The sequence below is a fragment of the Variovorax boronicumulans genome, assembly GCF_029892485.1.
Lineage (GTDB): Bacteria > Pseudomonadota > Gammaproteobacteria > Burkholderiales > Burkholderiaceae_C > Variovorax > Variovorax boronicumulans_B.
This window is the reverse complement of record NZ_JARXVG010000017.1, coordinates 89,345-105,958: the sequence shown is the minus strand read 5'-3', so window position 1 is coordinate 105,958 and position 16,614 is coordinate 89,345. Positions and strand designations below refer to the sequence as shown.

At 67.1% G+C, this 16,614-nt stretch carries 13 protein-coding genes; 11 read left to right on the top strand and 2 right to left on the bottom strand.

The window, feature by feature from the left end; translation table 11 throughout:
* Positions 1 to 2,798 (bottom strand): hypothetical protein (locus M2282_RS31075; RefSeq protein ID WP_348541752.1); only part of this gene is annotated, 2,798 nt, incomplete at its 3' end.
* On the opposite strand from M2282_RS31075, the gene M2282_RS31070 reads away from it, so the two are divergent.
* The 5 genes from M2282_RS31070 to M2282_RS28360 all read left to right on the top strand — a co-directional run bounded on the left by M2282_RS31070 (position 2,731) and on the right by M2282_RS28360 (position 9,180).
* The gene (locus M2282_RS31070; protein WP_348541751.1) at positions 2,731 to 3,777 is read left to right on the top strand and encodes a YadA-like family protein; all 1,047 of its coding nucleotides are present in this window, start codon (positions 2,731 to 2,733) and stop codon (positions 3,775 to 3,777) included. The two genes, M2282_RS31075 and M2282_RS31070, sit on opposite strands and share 68 nt — an antisense overlap.
* 91 nt (positions 3,778 to 3,868) lie before the next feature.
* On the top strand, positions 3,869 to 5,017 hold the full coding sequence (locus M2282_RS28375; protein WP_280812125.1) for a DUF2827 domain-containing protein: 1,149 nt from the start codon (positions 3,869 to 3,871) through the stop codon (positions 5,015 to 5,017).
* Positions 5,014 to 6,165 (top strand): DUF2827 domain-containing protein, encoded by a 1,152-nt coding sequence (locus M2282_RS28370; protein WP_280812124.1) that lies wholly within the window; start codon positions 5,014 to 5,016, stop codon positions 6,163 to 6,165. The genes M2282_RS28375 and M2282_RS28370 overlap by 4 nt, the downstream gene beginning before the upstream one ends.
* A gap of 8 nt (positions 6,166 to 6,173) precedes the next feature.
* Entirely contained in the window at positions 6,174 to 6,788 is a 615-nt protein-coding gene (locus tag M2282_RS28365; protein WP_280812123.1) for a hypothetical protein, read from the top strand.
* Between the two features lie 133 nt (positions 6,789 to 6,921).
* Positions 6,922 to 9,180: an acyl-CoA dehydrogenase gene (locus tag M2282_RS28360; protein WP_280812122.1), complete on the top strand. Its 2,259-nt coding sequence runs from the start codon at positions 6,922 to 6,924 to the stop codon at positions 9,178 to 9,180.
* Here the strand turns inward: M2282_RS28360 and M2282_RS28355 are convergent.
* Positions 9,086 to 9,931, bottom strand: coding sequence for a helix-turn-helix domain-containing protein (locus M2282_RS28355; RefSeq protein ID WP_280812121.1), 846 nt, complete (start codon positions 9,929 to 9,931; stop codon positions 9,086 to 9,088). The genes M2282_RS28360 and M2282_RS28355 overlap by 95 nt on opposite strands.
* A 144-nt stretch (positions 9,932 to 10,075) precedes the next feature.
* Here M2282_RS28355 and M2282_RS28350 point away from each other — a divergent pair, with 144 nt between their 5' ends.
* The 6 genes from M2282_RS28350 to M2282_RS28325 all read left to right on the top strand — a co-directional run bounded on the left by M2282_RS28350 (position 10,076) and on the right by M2282_RS28325 (position 16,613).
* The gene (locus M2282_RS28350; RefSeq protein WP_280812120.1) at positions 10,076 to 10,489 is read left to right on the top strand and encodes a hypothetical protein; all 414 of its coding nucleotides are present in this window, start codon (positions 10,076 to 10,078) and stop codon (positions 10,487 to 10,489) included.
* Between the two features lie 162 nt (positions 10,490 to 10,651).
* On the top strand, positions 10,652 to 13,519 hold the full coding sequence (locus M2282_RS28345) for an aconitate hydratase (RefSeq protein WP_280812119.1): 2,868 nt from the start codon (positions 10,652 to 10,654) through the stop codon (positions 13,517 to 13,519).
* A gap of 3 nt (positions 13,520 to 13,522) precedes the next feature.
* On the top strand, positions 13,523 to 13,981 hold the full coding sequence (locus M2282_RS28340; RefSeq protein ID WP_280812118.1) for a metallophosphoesterase family protein: 459 nt from the start codon (positions 13,523 to 13,525) through the stop codon (positions 13,979 to 13,981).
* Between the two features lie 123 nt (positions 13,982 to 14,104).
* Complete coding sequence (locus M2282_RS28335) at positions 14,105 to 14,410, top strand: FeoA family protein (RefSeq protein WP_280812117.1); 306 nt, start codon at positions 14,105 to 14,107, stop codon at positions 14,408 to 14,410.
* Entirely contained in the window at positions 14,403 to 16,298 is a 1,896-nt protein-coding gene (gene feoB, locus M2282_RS28330) for a ferrous iron transporter B (protein WP_280812116.1), read from the top strand. The genes M2282_RS28335 and feoB overlap by 8 nt, the downstream gene beginning before the upstream one ends.
* Positions 16,299 to 16,331: 33 nt before the next feature.
* The gene (locus M2282_RS28325) at positions 16,332 to 16,613 is read left to right on the top strand and encodes a DUF6587 family protein (protein ID WP_280812115.1); all 282 of its coding nucleotides are present in this window, start codon (positions 16,332 to 16,334) and stop codon (positions 16,611 to 16,613) included.
* Position 16,614 lies beyond the last annotated feature (1 nt).

Sequence of the window (16,614 nt, the reverse complement as noted above, 5' to 3'; positions counted from 1 at the left end):
TCGTCCGGCCTGAGCACGGCAACCAGTGGGATCAGCAGCCTGTCGACATCTACCTCGAGCGGCATCAGCAGCCTGTCGACCTCAACGTCGTCTGGCTTGAGCACGGCAACCAGTGGGATCTCGAGCCTTTCGACGGGCCTGAGTACGACCAACAGCAGCGTGAGCAGCCTATCGACTTCGACCTCGAGCGGTTTGAGCACGGCAACAAGCAGCATCGACAGCCTGTCGACCTCGACCTCTTCTGGTCTGAGTACAGCGACCAGCGGGATCTCGAGCCTGTCCACGGGCCTGAGCACGACCAACAGCAACATCAGCAGCCTGTCGACATCCACTTCGAGCGGATTGAGCACGGCCGCGAGCAGCATCAACAGCTTGTCGACCTCCACTTCGAGCGGCCTGAGCACTGCGACTAGCGGTATCTCGAGCCTGTCCACCGGGCTGAGCACGACCGACAGCAGCGTGAGCAGCCTCTCGACGTCTACCTCGAGCGGTTTGAGCACCGCCACGAGCAGCATCGATAGCCTCTCAACGTCTACTTCGAGCGGCTTGAGTACGGCGACCAGCGGCATTGGCAGCCTGTCGACATCCACGTCGAGCGGTCTGAGTACAGCAACGAGCAGCATCGACAGCCTGTCGACCTCGACATCGTCCGGCCTGAGCACTGCGACCAGTGGTATCTCGAGCTTGTCCACGGGCTTGAGCACGACCAACAGCAGCGTGAACAGCTTGTCGACATCCACTTCAAGCGGTTTGAGCACGGCTACGAGCAGCATCGGCAGCTTGTCGACGTCGGCCTCCTCTGGCCTGAGCACGGCGACCAGCGGTATCTCTAGCCTGTCCACAGGCCTGAGTACGACCAACGGCAGCGTAAGCAGCCTGTCGACATCCACTTCGAGCGGCCTGAGCACGGCGACGAGCAGCATCGACAGCCTGTCGACCTCTACGTCGTCCGGCCTGAGCACAGCGACCAGCAGCATAGGGAGCTTGTCAACGTCCACCTCGAGTGGCCTGAGCACGGCGGCCAGCGGTATCTCTAGCCTGTCCACGGGGCTGAGCACCACCAACAGCAGCGTGAGCAGCCTGTCGACATCTGCCTCGAGTGGTTTGAGCACCGCCACGAGCCGCATCGACAGCTTGTCGACCTCGACGTCGTCCGGCCTGAGTACAGCTACCAGCAGTATCAGCAGCTTGTCGACGTCTACTTCGAGCGGCCTGAGCACGGCGACAAGCGGCATCTCGAGCTTGTCCACGGGCCTGAGCACAACCAACAGCAACCTGAACAGTCTGTCGACTTCCACGTCCTCTGGCCTGAGCACTGCCACAAGCAGCATTGAGAGCCTGTCGACATCGACGTCGTCCGGGCTGAGCACTGCGACAAGCGGCATCTCGAGCCTTTCGACGGGTCTGAGCACGACCAATAGCAACGTGAGCAGCTTGTCGACCTCGACCTCGAGCGGTCTGAGCACGGCAACGAGCAACATTGAAAGCCTGTCGACTTCGACTTCTTCAGGCCTGAGCACGGCGACCAGCAGTATCGGCAGCTTGTCGACGTCCACTTCGAGCGGATTGAGCACGGCAACCAGCAGCATCGACAGCTTGTCGACGTCGACGTCGTCCGGTCTGAGTACGGCGACCAGTGGAATCTCGAGCCTTTCCACGGGCCTGAGCACGACCAACAGCAACGTGAGCAGCCTGTCGACTTCAACCTCCTCGGGCCTGAGCACTGCTGCGAGCAGCATCGACAGCTTGTCGACTTCGACATCGTCCGGACTGAGCACAGCAACCAGCGGCATCTCAAGCCTGTCTACCGGCCTGAGCACGACCAACAGCAGCGTGAGCAGCCTGTCGACATCCACTTCGAGCGGATTGAGCACCGCGACGAGCAGCATTGGCAGCCTGTCGACCTCCACGTCGAGCGGCCTGAGTACAGCAACGAGCAGCATCGACAGCCTGTCGACCTCGACGTCGTCCGGCCTGAGCACGGCAATCAGCGGTATCTCCAGCCTGTCTACAGGCCTGAGCACAACCAACAGCAACGTCAGCAGCCTGTCGACCTCGACCTCGTCCGGCCTGAGCACGGCGACCAGCGGCATCACCAGCCTGTCCACCGGGCTGAGCACGACCGACAGCACCGTGAGCAGCCTGTCGACATCCACTTCGAGCGGCCTGAGCACCGCGGTCAGCGGCATCGGCAGCTTGTCTACCGGCCTGAGCACGGCTTTCAGTGGCATCGGCAGCCTGTCCACCGGCCTGAGCACCGCCAGCAGCGGCATCTCGAGCCTGTCGAGCGGCCTGAGCACGACGAACAGCAGCGTCAACAGCCTCTCGACCTCGACTTCGTCAGGCCTGAGCACGGCCGCCAGCAGCATCGGCAGCCTGTCGACCTCGACGTCGTCGGGCTTGAGCACCGCCACGAGCAGCATCAACAGTCTCTCGACCTCGACGTCGTCGGGACTGAGCACGGTCGCCAGCAGTGTCGACAGCCTCTCGACCTCCACGTCCAGCGGCCTGAGCACGGCGACCAGCAGCATCTCGAGCCTGTCGACCGGCCTGAGCACTGTGACCAGCAGCGTCGGCAGCCTGTCGAGCGGCCTGAGCACGACGAACAGCAACGTCGGCAGCCTGTCGACTTCCACCTCGAGCGGTCTGAGCACCGCCACCAGCGGCATCTCGAGTTTGTCGACGGGCCTGAGCACGACCAACAGCAACCTCAGCAGCCTGTCCTCCAGCGTGAGCGGCTCGACCAGCGGCCTGGCGAGCCTGTCGACATCGACCTCCACGGGGCTGAGCACTGCCACCAGCAGCATCAGCAGCCTGAGCACGACGGTCAACACGATCAACGACAAGGGCACCAAATACTTCCAGGCCAATTCGACGGCCGCGAAGGCGGACGCCTCCGGCCGCGAAGCCGTGGCGATCGGCCCGCAGTCGGTGGCCAGCGGCGCCAGTTCCTTCGCTGCCGGCAACGGTGCGAAAGCGACGGCCGACGGAGCGGTGGCGGTGGGCCTCGGCGCACAGGCTACGGGAGCAAACGGCATCGCCGTCGGCACCGGTTCGCAGGCTGTTGCCAGTGGCACGGCCATCGGCTTCGGCGCGGTGGTGCAGCAAAGCGGCGGTGTCGCGCTGGGATCGGGTTCGGTGGCCTCCACGGCCGCGGGCGTCGCGGGCTTCGTGCCGGGCAGCGCGAATGCCCAACAGGAAGCGGCCATCAAGGCCACCACCGGCACGCAAGCCGCGGTGTCCGTGGGCGATGCGGCCAGCGGCCAGTTCCGCCAGATCACCGGCGTGGCTGCGGGCTCGGCCGACAGCGATGCGACCAACGTCGCACAGCTGAGGGCCGTGTCCAGTGCGGCGACTGCCAGCAGCGTGCAGTACGCGACCAATCCGGATGGGTCGGTCAACTACAACCAGATCACGCTGGGCGCCGGCCAGGCGCCGGGCGGCACGCGCATCGGCAACGTGGCGCCGGGCATCCTGCCGGGCGACGCGGTCAACGTCCAGCAGCTGGGCCAGGTGCAGAGCCAGGTCGGCGACGTGGCGCGCATCGCCTACTCTGGCTCGGCGATGGCTTTCGCGATGTCGGGCACCTACCTGCCGACGCTCTACCCGGGCGAGAAGACCGTGGGCGTGGGCTTGGGCAACTACAAGGGCTACAGCGCCGTGGCGCTGACCTTCAAGGCCTTGTCGGACGACGGCAAGATGTCCTGGGGCGCGGGCCTGTCCACCACCGGCAAGGAGTGGGGCGTGAACGCAGGCATCGGTTGGAAGTGGAAGTAAACCGCTGACTGAATCAGCATCGCCACAGCAACGTGGCTCCCGTGCCGATGATGGTGCGGGAGCCATTTTTTTTGGTACACACTCACGCCTCATGCGCATTGGTATTTCAGTCCTCACCCACGCGGGGCAGAACATATGGGAAAACGGAATGGGGCAGAACGTCCTGTTTCTTGCCCGGCTGCTGCAACGCATCGACTTCGTCGAATCCGTCACGCTGGTCGATGCGGGCGACCAGCAGGCCATGCCGCCGCAGGTCGACCTGTCCGCCATGGGCCTTGCCTTCGGCCGCGCCCGCGAGCTGACCGACGCGCTCGACGTGGTCATCGAAATGGCCGGCGCGCTCGACGTGCAATGGCTCTCCTACTTCCGCGCCTGCGGCGGGCGTGCCGTCTTCCACTGCGTGGGGCAGCCCTTCGTGGCGCTGGCCGAGCCGATCGTGTTCAGCGACAAGGGCCACTTCAGCAAGCCCGACCGCTGCGACGAGGTCTGGCTGCTGCCCAAGGACGGCGTCTTCGCACCGATGATGCGGACCCTGCACCGTTGTCCGGTGCATGAGGTCCCGTACCTCTGGTCGCCACAGTTCCTGGACCAGCGCGTGACCGAAGTGGAGGCGTCGGGCTACCGCTTCGGCTACACGCCGCGCACCGCCGAGCAGCCCGGCTTCCGCGTGGCGATCTTCGAGCCCAACATCTCGGTGGTGAAGTCCAGCAGCGTGCCCATGCTGATCTGCGACGGGGCCTACCGCGCCGAGCCGAATGCCGTGACCTCGATGCAGGTGCTCAACACCCTGCACCTGAAGGACCATCCGACGATGCTCTACATGGCGAACTCGCTGGACATCGTGCGCCAGCACAAGGCCATCTTCCATGGGCGGCACGATTTCGCGGGCTTCATGGTGCAGTTCGCCGATGCGGTGGTGGCGCACCAGTGGCAGAACGACCAGAACTACAGCTACCTCGATGCGCTGTACGGCAACTACCCGCTGGTGCACAACTCGCCCTGGCTGCGCGATGCCGGCTACTACTACCCCGACTTCGACATCGCCGCCGGCACCGACCAGCTGCTGCACGCGGCACGCGAGCACGATGCGCAACTGGACGACTACCGCGCCCGCAGCCAGCGCATGTTCGACGCGGTCGATCCGCTCAACCCGGCGAACATCGACGGCTATGCGCAGCGCCTGCTGCACCTCGTGGGCGGCGACCCCGCGTTCCGTGCCGATGGCGTGAGGGCCGCATGAGCGAGCAACAGCAACAGCACGGCGCCATGCCCGAGAAACTCAGGGTCGGCGTTTCCATCTTCATCCGCAAGGGCGAGCAGAGCCTCTGGGAAAACGGCGTCTACCAGAACTGCCTGTTCCTCGTGATGCTGCTGCTGCGTTCGCCGCGCGTGGCCAGCACCGTGCTGGTGGCCGGCGGCGGCGATGGCGGCCCGGCCGATGCCACCAACTTCCTGGCCGATTCGCCCGTGCCGATCATCGACATGGCCACCGCCGCGCAGGAGCTCGATCTCATGATCGAGATGAGCGCGCAGCTGGCGCGCGAGTGGTCGGTGGCGTTCAAGGAGCGCGGCGGCAAGATCGTCTCGATGCGCGTGGGCAACGACTACGTGATCGACATCGAGCGCATGATCTTCAACAAGCCGCACGGCATGCTGGTCTCGGGCGCGCCCTACGACGAGGTCTGGACGCTGCCGGAGTACGAGGTGTCGTGCAAGCCGTACTTTGCGAGCACCTTCCGCGCGCCGGTGCGGCTGATGCCGCACCTCTGGAGCCCTATGGTCCTGGAAAAAGCCATGGCGCGTGCCGGCGACGACAAGCGCTTCGACTACGAGCCCGGCCGCAAGCACTGGCGCGTTGCCATCTTCGAGCCCAACATCTGCATGGTGAAGACCAGCTTCATCCCCATGCTCGGCTGCGAGGCGGCGCACCGCGCGCAGCCGCGCCTGCTCGAGCGGGTGTGGGTCTACAACAGCTTCCACCTCAAGGAGAAGCCGCTGTTCGTCGGCTTCGCGCAGAGCCTGAACATCGTGCAGCACGGCCTTGCTACCTTCGAGGGGCGCTTTCCGCTGTACCAGGTGCTGCCGGGCAACGTCGACGCGGTCTTCGCGCACCACTGGGAGAACGCGCAGAACTATCTCTACTACGAGGCGCTCTACGGCGGCTACCCGCTGATCCACAACTCGCACCTCATCGGCGACTGTGGCTACCCCTACCACGGCTTCGATTGCGAAGAGGGCGGCCGCGCGCTGCAGCAAGCCTTTGCCGGGCACGATGCCGACCTGCCGGCCTACCGCGAGCGCGCACGCCGGCTCGTCGCAAAGCTCGACCCCGAAGGCGAGGAGAACGTGCGTATCTACACCGCCGCCATCGAGAGCCTCTACGCATGAGAACCCGCATGAAGACTGCAACCCAACGATCCGTGTGGCTGCTGCCTGCGGTGGCCGCCTGTGCCCTGGCCGGCACTGCATTCGCGCAAGGCGTCCTGGTGCCCCAGGCGCCGGCCGCGCCGCCGCAGGACACGCTCACGCGCGCTGCCGCCAGCGTGGGCATCCAGCGCTGCCTGCCCGCCATCACCCGGCTCGCGACGCTCACCGTGCAGGGCAGCCGTGGCCACGACGTGCTGCTCGACTGGGACCGCAAGCGCCCCGACGACGGCCCGATGTTCTCGCTGGTCGGCATCCAGTACCCGAACGCCGGCGTGGCGGCCTCGATCACCGCGATCCCCGGCGACAGCGGCAGCTGCACCGTGTCGGCCGAACGTATCTCGGTGGCGCCCTTCACCTGCGCGAGCGTGGCCGAGCAGGAGCTCAAGAGCTACAGGATGACGCGCCTCCTGCCCATCTACGCGGTCTACACCGACGACAAGGAACCGACCTCGTCGGTCTCGCTGATCGATTCGCCGCCGGGCTGCCTGGTGATCCGCCGCTACGTCGAGTACGGCTGGCGCGATCCTTCGGCGCCCGCCGCGCCGCCGGCGGCACCCGCCGGTCAAGCGCCCAAGCGCCGCTAGCCGGGACTCCCCGGGGGCCTGGGGCGCGGGCCCGAATCCGACACGCGGGGAGGCCCTCGGCCGGCCTCGCGTCAACGAGGCGCGGCGCAAGAATGGGTTAGATCCGCGCATCCGTCGCGGCGAAGGAGACCCCATGCCTCTGGCTTCATGGATCGGCCGATGGGCGATGCAGCCCTTCTCGAAGGCGCTGCCGCCGCTGGGCGACACCGAACGCGCCGCGCTCGAGGCCGGCACCGTCGGCTTCGAAGGCCAGCTCTTCGCGGGCAGCCCGGACTTCGATGTGCTCACGGCCATGGGGCCCAACCAGCTCACCGAGCGCGAGCAGGCCTTCCTGCACAACGAGGTGCGCACCCTTTGCCACATGCTCGACGACCACGCCATCGACCGGGCGCAAGACTTGCCGCCCGAGGTATGGCGGTTCCTCCGCGACAAACGCTTCTTCGGAATGATCATTGCCGAGGAGTTCGGCGGCCTCGGTTTCGGCCACTACGCACACGCCACGGTGGTCGCGCGCATCGCCACCGTCAACGTGGCCACGGCCGTCACGGTGATGGTGCCCAACTCGCTCGGCCCTGCCGAACTGCTGCTGCGCTACGGCACCAATGCGCAGAAGGAGCACTACCTGCCGCGCCTGGCCGATGGCCGCGAGTTGCCGTGCTTCGGGCTGACGTCGCCGTATGCAGGTTCCGATGCGGCATCGATTCCCGACCGCGGCGTGATCGTCGAGCGCGAGTTCAACGGCAAGCCGACGCGCGGCTTTCTCGTTGATTTCGACAAGCGCTACATCACGCTCGCGCCCGTTGCCACCGTGGTGGGCCTGGCCTTCCATGCTGTCGACGAGAGCCGGCCAGAAGGCCAGCAAGACCTCGGCATCACCTGCGCGCTGATTCCCGTGCCGCACGAGGGCATGGAGATCGGCCGCCGCCATCGCCCGATGGACAGCGCCTTCATGAACGGCCCGATCCACGGCCGCCAGGTCTTCGTGCCGATGGACTGGATCATCGGCGGCGAGAAACAGGTCGGCCAGGGCTGGCGCATGCTGATGGAATGCCTGGCCGCGGGACGCGCGATTTCATTGCCCGCGCTCGGCTCGGCCATGCAACAGACGGCGCTGTACGTCAGCAACGGCTACGGGCAGATCCGCGAGCAGTTCGGCCTGCCGGTCGGCAAGTTCCATGCGATTGCCGGGCTGGTCGCGCAGATGTCGGCCGAGCTCTATGCGAGCGATGCGGCACGGCGCTTCACCGCCGCCGCGCTCGACAAGGGCGAGCGGCCCAGCGTGGCGAGCGCGATCCTCAAGGTGCAACTGACCGAGGCGGGGCGCCGCGCGGTGAACCACGGCATGGACATCCTCGGCGGCAAGGGCATCATCTCGGGCCCGTCGAACCTGCTCGGCGTGGCGTACCGGCAGGCGCCGATCGCCATCACGGTGGAGGGCGCGAACATCCTCACGCGCGCGCTGATCGTCTTCGGGCAAGGGGCGGTGCGCTGTCATCCGCATGTGCTCGACGAAATGGCGGCCGTGCAGGTGAACGACGAGACCGCGCTCGGCAAGGCGCTCGTCGCGCACGGCAAGCATGTGGCGGTCAACCTGTGGCACAGCCTCTTCGGCGCGCCGGTGCTCGGCACGCCGCCCGAGGCGCTGGCGCGCGAGGCGCGGCTCATCGCGCGCATGAGCGCCAAATACGCATTCACCGCCGACCTCGCGATGGGCATGCTCGGCGGCAAGCTCAAGCGCATGGAGTTGCTGTCTGCGCGGCTCGGGGACGTGCTCGCGCACCTGTATCTGGCGAGCGCCTGCGTCTGGCGCTATCGCGTCGATGCGGCGCCGGAGCTGCTGCCGTTTGCGCAGGCCGCGATCCGGCTGCAGCTCGACGAGGCCGGCAAGATCCTGCGCGACCTGTATGCGAACCTGCCGACGGCCGGCCGTCGCGTGATCGGCGCGCTGGTGCTGCGCCGCACCGCGCACCTGGCGCCGCTGCGCGATGTGCAACTCATCGAACTCGCGGACTTGCTGCGCACGAATCCGCGCATCGTCGAGCGCCTGGCGCCCGACCTCAGCGAGCCCGCGGCCGGTGGCCTGCGCGACCTGATGCACGCGATGGAATTGGGGGCACAACTGGGCGACACGACAGCGGCGCTCAACAAGGTACTGCGCCGCACGAATTCGCTGGAAGAGGCGGCGCGCACAGCGCCCGACCCGGAACTGGCGCTGGCTTACCTGCGGGCGGCGGACAAGGTCATCCAGGTGGACGACTTCGAAGGCCCAGCGGCGCATCAGGCCAGAGACGAGAACCTCAGCTCGCCGCCTGCTTCGCCATCTCCGTCAGCGCCGCCGCTGTTTGCGCATCGGCCGGAAAGAACGACTCCACCGCCAGTTCCTGCAACGTGACGTCGACCGGCGTGCCGAAGATGGTCGTGGTGCTGATGAAGCTCAGCACCCCGTTCGGCGTGACGAGCTGAAAGGGCACGACCACGCCGGAGAGGTCGGTGTCGGCCTTCGGCGCGTCGTGACTCACGTTGGGGGCGGGAAAAGCCTCCAGCTCGTCGTGCAGCGCCTGCAGCACCGCATCGCCCGTCGCGGCGATCTGCTGCTGGAGCCGCTCGAGCAGATGGGCGCGCCATTGCGCGAAGTTGGCGATGCGCGAAGCCAAGCCATCGGGGTGCAGGCTCAGGCGCAGCACGTTGACGGGCGGTGCCACCAGCTCGGCCGCCGCACCGGCCATCAGCATCGGTACCAGCGCGTTGTAGGCAACAAGATTCCAGTGGCGGTCGACGGCCAGCGCCGGAAAGGGTTCGTGCCCTTTGAGCACCAAGTCCACCGCGCGGCGCGCCGACGCCAGCGCCGGGTCATCGAGCGAGCGCTGGCGGTACATCGGCGCGAAGCCCGCTGCCACCAGCAGCGCATTGCGCTCGCGCAGCGGCACTTCGAGCCGCTCGGCCAGGCGCAGCACCATCTCGCGGCTGGGCGCGGCGCGGCCGGTTTCCACGTAGCTCAGGTGCCGCGTCGACACCTCCGCCTCCTGCGCCAGGTCGAGCTGGCTCAGGCGCCGGTGGGTGCGCCAGTGCCGCAGGTGCGCGCCGAACGGATCGCGCGCGCCGGGCTGGCTGGCCTTGGACGAATGTGTGCGGATGGTGTTCATGGCCCGCATTCTGGCGCGGTGCCGGCCCGGCGCCATGACCTCCCAGGTCATCGACGCGGTGCAGGCCGGGCGGAATCATCGGCTCCAACGCGGCAGGACTGGCTTGCGGCGTATCCACCCAGTGATCACCCCAAGGAGATTCACATGTCCGTCTTCACTTCCCCCCGCTTCCTGCCCAACGTGATGTGGGCCGACGCCGCTTCCTGCGCCGCGACCGGTGCGCTGCAGGTGGCATTCACCGACGCCCTGGCAGGGCTCACCGGGCTGCCAGCGGCGCTGCTGATGGGCACCGGGGTGTTCCTGCTGGCGTATGCGGCGCTCGCCGCCTTCATGGCCAGCCGCGCCACGCCGCCGCGCACGTTGATCGGCCTCGTGATCTTCGGCAACTTCGGCTGGGCCGTGGCCTGCGTTGCGTTGCTGGTCAGCGGCATGTTCGCGGTCACTGAGCTGGGCGTGGCCTGGGTGCTGGCGCAGGCCGTGTGCGTGGTAGTGCTGGCCGAGCTGCAATGGACCGGCCTGCGCCGCACCCGCAGCCGCGCCGGCATGGCGCTGGCCTGACCGCGGGCGACGCGAGAGGTGCCGGCAACGCCCGTCTACCCGGCATTTCTCGCTATGAGGAACGTAGCGCGGAGGGAGCGTGAGAGGGAAGACCGACTACAACGATTGACATTGTTCCCCGCTATCCTTGAGGAGCTTCCACGAACAAACAGGAGTTCCCCTATGGCCAAAGCACCGGCTCACGCCTTTGCGTCCACCCTCAAGACCTTCAAGACCGCATCGGGCAAGTCCGGCAAATACTGGTCCCTGAAGGAGCTGGCCAAGCAATATCCCACCATCGAGCGGCTGCCCGTGTCGATCCGCATCGTGCTCGAATCGGTGCTGCGCAATTGCGATGGCCAGAAGGTCTCGCCCAAGCATGTCGAAGAGCTGGCCCACTGGGCCCCCAATGCAGAGCGCACCGACGAGATTCCCTTCGTCGTCACCCGCGTGGTGCTGCAGGACTTCACCGGCGTGCCGCTGCTGGCCGACCTGGCCGCCATGCGCAGCGTGGCCGCCAAGCTGGGCAAGTCGCCCAAGACCATCGAGCCGCTGGTGCCCGTCGACCTGGTGGTCGACCACTCGGTGATGGTCGACTACTACGGCACCCCCAAGGCGCTCGACCTCAACATGAAGCTCGAGTTCCAGCGCAACAACGAGCGCTACCAGTTCATGAAGTGGGGCATGCAGGCCTTCGACACCTTCCGCGTCGTGCCGCCGGGCTTCGGCATCGTGCACCAGGTCAACCTCGAATACTTCGCGCGCGGCGTCTACAAGAGCCCGAACGACAACGCCGACGTGCCCGCGTACTACCCCGACTCGCTGGTGGGCACCGACAGCCACACGACCATGATCAACGGCATCGGCGTGGTCGGCTGGGGCGTGGGCGGCATCGAGGCCGAGGCCGCGATGCTGGGCCAGCCGGTCTACATGCTTACGCCCGACGTGGTGGGCTTCGAGCTCACCGGCAAGCTGCGCGAAGGCGTGACGGCCACCGACCTGGTGCTGTACGTCACGGCCATCCTGCGCACCGAAAAAGTGGTGGGCAAGTTCGTCGAATTCTTCGGCCCCGGCGCCGCGTCGATCGCCGTGCCCGACCGCGCGACCATCGGCAACATGGCGCCCGAGTACGGCGCGACCATGGGCTTCTTCCCGGTCGACGAAATGACCGTGGCGTACTTCGAAGGCACCGGCCGCACCAAGGAAGAGGTCGAGCGCTTCGAGGCCTACTACAAGGCACAGGGCCTCTTCGGCATGCCCGCGCCCGGCGAGATCGACTACACCAAGATCGTCAAGCTCGACCTGGGCACCGTGTCGCCGAGCCTCGCGGGCCCCAAGCGCCCGCAGGACCGCATCGACCTGGGCCACCTGGCCACCAAGTTCTCCGAGCTCTACAGCAAGCCCAACGACGCCAACGGCTTCAACCAGCCGGCCGAGAAACTCAAGCAGCGCTATCCGCTGGTTACCGCGGCGCAGGGCAGCGACGAGGAGGCCGCCGCACCTGCCGCCGGCTCGCCGCGCGAACTGGTCGAAATGGTCGCCAACCGCTCGACCAAGGCCGCGGCGCACACGAGCGCGACCGCGCCTCCTGCGCCCAAGGGCCAGGTCACCATCGGCAACGGCGACGTGCTGATCGCGGCCATCACCTCGTGCACCAACACCTCCAACCCGAGCGTGATGCTCGCGGCGGGCCTCCTGGCCAAGAAGGCGGTGGAGGCGGGCCTCACGGTCAAGCCGCACATCAAGACATCGCTGGCCCCGGGCTCGCGCATCGTCACCGAATACCTGGAGAAGGCGGGCCTCTTGCCATACCTGGAGAAGCTGGGCTTCTACCTCGCGGGCTACGGCTGCACCACCTGCATCGGCAACGCCGGCGACCTCACGCCCGAGATCAACGAAGCCATCACCAAGAACGACCTCATCGGCGCGGCCGTGCTCTCGGGCAACCGCAATTTCGAGGCGCGCATCCACCCGAACCTGAAGGCCAACTTCCTGGCCTCGCCGCCGCTGGTGGTGGCCTTCGCCATCGCGGGCAATGTGATGACCGACCTCATGACCGAGCCCGTGGGCAAGGGCAAGAACGGCAAGGACGTGTACCTGGGCGACATCTGGCCGAGCCCCAAGGAAATCGACGACAACCTGCGCTTTGCCATGAACGCCAAGTCGTTCCGCGCGAACTACGAGAAGGTGAAGACCGATCCGGGCAAGTTCTGGAGCAGCATCAAGGGCACCGAGGGCCAGGTGTACGACTGGCCCACCTCGACCTACATCGCCGAGCCGCCGTTCTTCGAGGGCTTCAAGATGAAGCCGCACGCGTCGGACGCGGGCTTCAAGGGCGCGCGGATCATGGCGCTGTTCGGCGACTCGATCACCACCGACCACATCTCGCCGGCCGGCTCCATCAAGGAAAGCTCGCCCGCGGGCATCTGGCTCAAGGCGCACGGCGTGCCCAAGGCCGACTTCAACAGCTATGGTTCGCGCCGCGGCAACCACGACGTGATGATGCGCGGCACCTTCGCCAACGTGCGCATCAAGAACCTCATGATTCCGCCGGACGCCAACGGCACGCAGGAAGAGGGCGGCGTCACGCTGTTCCAGCCGGGCAACCAGAAGATGTTCATCTACGACGCCGCCATGAAGTACATCGAGCAGGGCGTGCCCACGGTGGTGTTCGGCGGCGAGGAGTACGGCACGGGCTCGTCGCGCGACTGGGCCGCCAAGGGCACGCAACTGCTGGGTATCAAGGCCGTGGTGGCGCGCAGCTTCGAGCGCATCCACCGCGCCAACCTGGTGGGCATGGGCGTGCTGCCGCTGCAGTTCCGCGGCGCCGATTCCTGGCAGACGCTGGGCCTCACCGGCGACGAGAAGATCGACGTGGTGATCGGCGGCGAACTCAAGCCGCAGATGGACGTCAAGCTGGTCGTGCACCGCCCCGACGGCACGCACCAGGAGGTGACGGTGCGCCTGCGCATCGACACGCCGATTGAGGTGGACTACTACAAGCACGGCGGCATCCTGCCGTTCGTGCTGCGGCAGCTGCTGGCGGCCTGACGCTTGATTCGCGTCGGGCTTATCTCCGACACCCACGGCCTGCTGCGTCCGCAGGCCGTGGCCGCCTTGCAGGGCAGCGACTTCATCGTGCACGGCGGGGACATCGGCGATGCCGGCATCCTCGAGGCGCTTTCGGCCATCGCACCGCTGACGGTGGTGCGGGGCAACAACGACCGGGAGCCGTGGGCCGATGGCATTGCGGAGACGGAATTCCTGAAGGCGGGGAGCATGGTCATCTACGCCATCCACGACCTTTCGCAGATCGACATCGACCCCGCCGGTGCCGGCGTTCGCGTGGTGATTTCCGGACACTCCCACAAGCCGAAGGTCGAACAGCGCGACGGCGTGCTCTACGTCAACCCGGGCAGCGCCGGCCCGCGGCGATTCAAATTGCCAATCGCTGTGGCCGAGCTCATCGTCGATGGCGATGCCGTGTCGGCGCGCATCGTCGAGCTGGCCTGAATCCGACCCGGAAGGACTCGATCCGCGAGGTCATAGGGCTTTAGTCAGGTCTTCGCAATTGAGAATTGATAGCATCTGGGTTTTGCTTACAGGTGCGTCCGGGTATCCAGGCGCCGCCCCACCGTGCGAACCAACGACTTCGGCACCGCGCCGGCCACCACCGCCGTCGCCCTGCGCCTCGACCAGCTTCCGAACAACCAGTGGGCCACCGTGCTCGACGTGGCCCGCCCTGAGGGTGCGGACGACCGCGAGCTCGTGCTGCGCCTGACCGAGATCGGTTTCGTGCCGGGCGAGGCCGTGCGCATCGTCGCGAGCGGCATTCCGGGCCGGGAGCCGCTGGCAGTCCGCCTGGGGCACACCACCTTCGCATTGCGCCGCCACGAAGCCTCGCTCATCCATGTCACACCGGGAGCCGCCAACCATGGCTGAAGCCGTCATCCAGGGCCCCGGCGGCTTCGCGCCCACCGCCCAGCCGGGACGCATCGCGCTGCTCGGCAACCCCAACTGCGGCAAGACCGCGCTGTTCAACCTGCTGACAGGCAGCCGCCAGAAGGTCGCCAACTACGCCGGCGTGACCGTCGAGCGCAAGGAAGGGACGCTGCGCACCCCGTCGGGCCGCCGCGTCTTCGTGCTCGACCTGCCGGGCGCCTACAGCCTGAACGCGCTCAGCGCCGACGAGGCCGTCACCCGCGACATCGTCACCGGCCAGAGCAACGAGGCCTTGCCCGACCTGCTGGTGTGCGTGACCGACGCCACCAACCTGCGCCTGAACCTGCGCCTCGTGCTCGAGGCGAAGAAGCTCGGCCTGCCGATGGTGGTCGCGCTCAACATGACCGACATGGCCAGGAAGCAGGGCATTGCGGTCGATACCGCCGTGCTCTCGCGCGAGTTGGGTCTGCCGGTGATCGAGACCGTCGGCGTCCATACCGGCGGCGCGAAGAACCTGCTCGAAGCGCTCGACGCCCCGGTCGCCGCCGCTGCGCCGCAGCCCTGGCAGGCGCCGGACCTGGACGATGTGCTCGCCACCCAGCGCGAGGTGCGCCGCATCCTGGGCCTGACAGTGAAGGAGCCGGTCGGCAGCCTCGCCACCAGCGACCGCATCGACCGCGTCGTGATGCATCCGCTGTGGGGCATGGTGGTGCTGGCCGTCACGATGTTCCTGATGTTCCAGGCCGTGTTCAGCTGGGCCAACGTGCCGATGGACGCCATCAAGGCCGGCACCGAGGCGCTCGGCGGCCTGATCAAGACAGCCATCCCCGAAGGCATGCTGCAGAGCCTGCTGGTCGATGGCGTGATCGCCGGCGTGGGCGGCGTGATCGTGTTCCTGCCGCAGATCCTGATCCTGTTCCTCTTCATCCTCGCGCTCGAAGACTCGGGCTACCTGCCGCGCGCCGCCTTCCTGCTCGACCGCGTGATGGGCACCGTGGGCCTGTCGGGCCGCTCGTTCATTCCGCTGCTCTCGAGCTTCGCCTGCGCCATTCCGGGGGTGATGGCCACGCGCACCATCAGCAACTGGCGCGACCGCATCACGACCATCATGATCGCGCCGCTCATGACCTGTTCGGCGCGGCTGCCGGTGTATGCGCTGCTGATCGCGGCCTTCATTCCGGCGCGCACCGTGGGCGGCGTCTTCAACCTGCAGGGCGTGGTTCTCTTTGCGCTGTACGTGTTCGGCATCGTCTCGGCGATGGCCGTGGCCTGGGTGATGAAGCGCTTCCGCGACAGCACGCAGCATTCGCCGCTCCTGATGGAACTGCCCGCCTACCGCTGGCCGAACCTGCGCAACCTGGCGCTGGGCCTCTACGAGCGCGCATGGATCTTCATCCAGCGCGTGGGCACGATCATCCTCACGCTCACGATCCTGCTGTGGTTTTTGTCGACCTTCCCGTCGCCGCCTGAAGGCGCGACCGGCCCGGCCATCCAGTACAGCCTGGCCGGCATGATCGGCCGCGGGCTCGAATACATCTTTGCGCCCATCGGCTTCAACTGGCAGATCTCGATCGCGCTGGTGCCCGGCATGGCGGCGCGCGAAGTGGCGGTGGGCGCGCTGGGCACGGTGTACGCGCTCTCGGCCACCGGCGACGACGTGGCCGGTGCGCTCGAGCCGCTCATCGCCGGCAGCTGGTCTCTGGCAACGGCGCTGTCGCTGCTGGTCTGGTATGTGTTCGCGCCGCAGTGCATCTCGACGCTCGCGGCCGTGAAGCGCGAGACCGGGTCGTGGAAGTACGTGTGGATCATGGCCGGCTACCTGTTCGCCCTGGCCTACGCCGCATGCTTCATCACCTACCGCGTTGCGGTGGCACTCGGGGCAGGTTAAAACGCCTCTGACGCTGAAAGGTTTGAAGAAGAAATGGCACAGCAACTGATCGTTGGATTGATCGTCGCAGCGGCCGCGTTCTACGCGGTCTGGCGCTGGATGCCCGCAGGCTGGCGGCGCAGCGCGGCCCACAAGCTGGCAGCCGGCACGCACCGCGCCGGCCTGGTCGACCAGGAGCGCGCCAACCAGCTGGCCGCCTCGCTCGCCAAGACCTCGGGTTGCGGCTCGTGCGACACCTGCGGCAGCTGCGCCCCCAAGAAACCCGGCAACACCAACGCCACGCCAGCCGACAAGGCCCTCTCGAACACTCGCTGAG

Bases quoted from the DNA above. Each gene is read 5' to 3' on its own strand.
- M2282_RS28375 (WP_280812125.1), top strand. From the start codon at position 3,869: ATGCGCATTGGTATTTCAGTCCTCACCCACGCGGGGCAGAACATATGG.
- M2282_RS28370 (WP_280812124.1), top strand. From the start codon at position 5,014: ATGAGCGAGCAACAGCAACAGCACGGCGCCATGCCCGAGAAACTCAGG.
- M2282_RS28365 (WP_280812123.1), top strand. From the start codon at position 6,174: ATGAAGACTGCAACCCAACGATCCGTGTGGCTGCTGCCTGCGGTGGCC.
- M2282_RS28360 (WP_280812122.1), top strand. From the start codon at position 6,922: ATGCCTCTGGCTTCATGGATCGGCCGATGGGCGATGCAGCCCTTCTCG.
- M2282_RS28355 (WP_280812121.1), bottom strand. From the start codon at position 9,931: ATGAACACCATCCGCACACATTCGTCCAAGGCCAGCCAGCCCGGCGCG.
- M2282_RS28350 (WP_280812120.1), top strand. From the start codon at position 10,076: ATGTCCGTCTTCACTTCCCCCCGCTTCCTGCCCAACGTGATGTGGGCC.
- M2282_RS28345 (WP_280812119.1), top strand. From the start codon at position 10,652: ATGGCCAAAGCACCGGCTCACGCCTTTGCGTCCACCCTCAAGACCTTC.
- feoB (WP_280812116.1), top strand. From the start codon at position 14,403: ATGGCTGAAGCCGTCATCCAGGGCCCCGGCGGCTTCGCGCCCACCGCC.
- M2282_RS28325 (WP_280812115.1), top strand. From the start codon at position 16,332: ATGGCACAGCAACTGATCGTTGGATTGATCGTCGCAGCGGCCGCGTTC.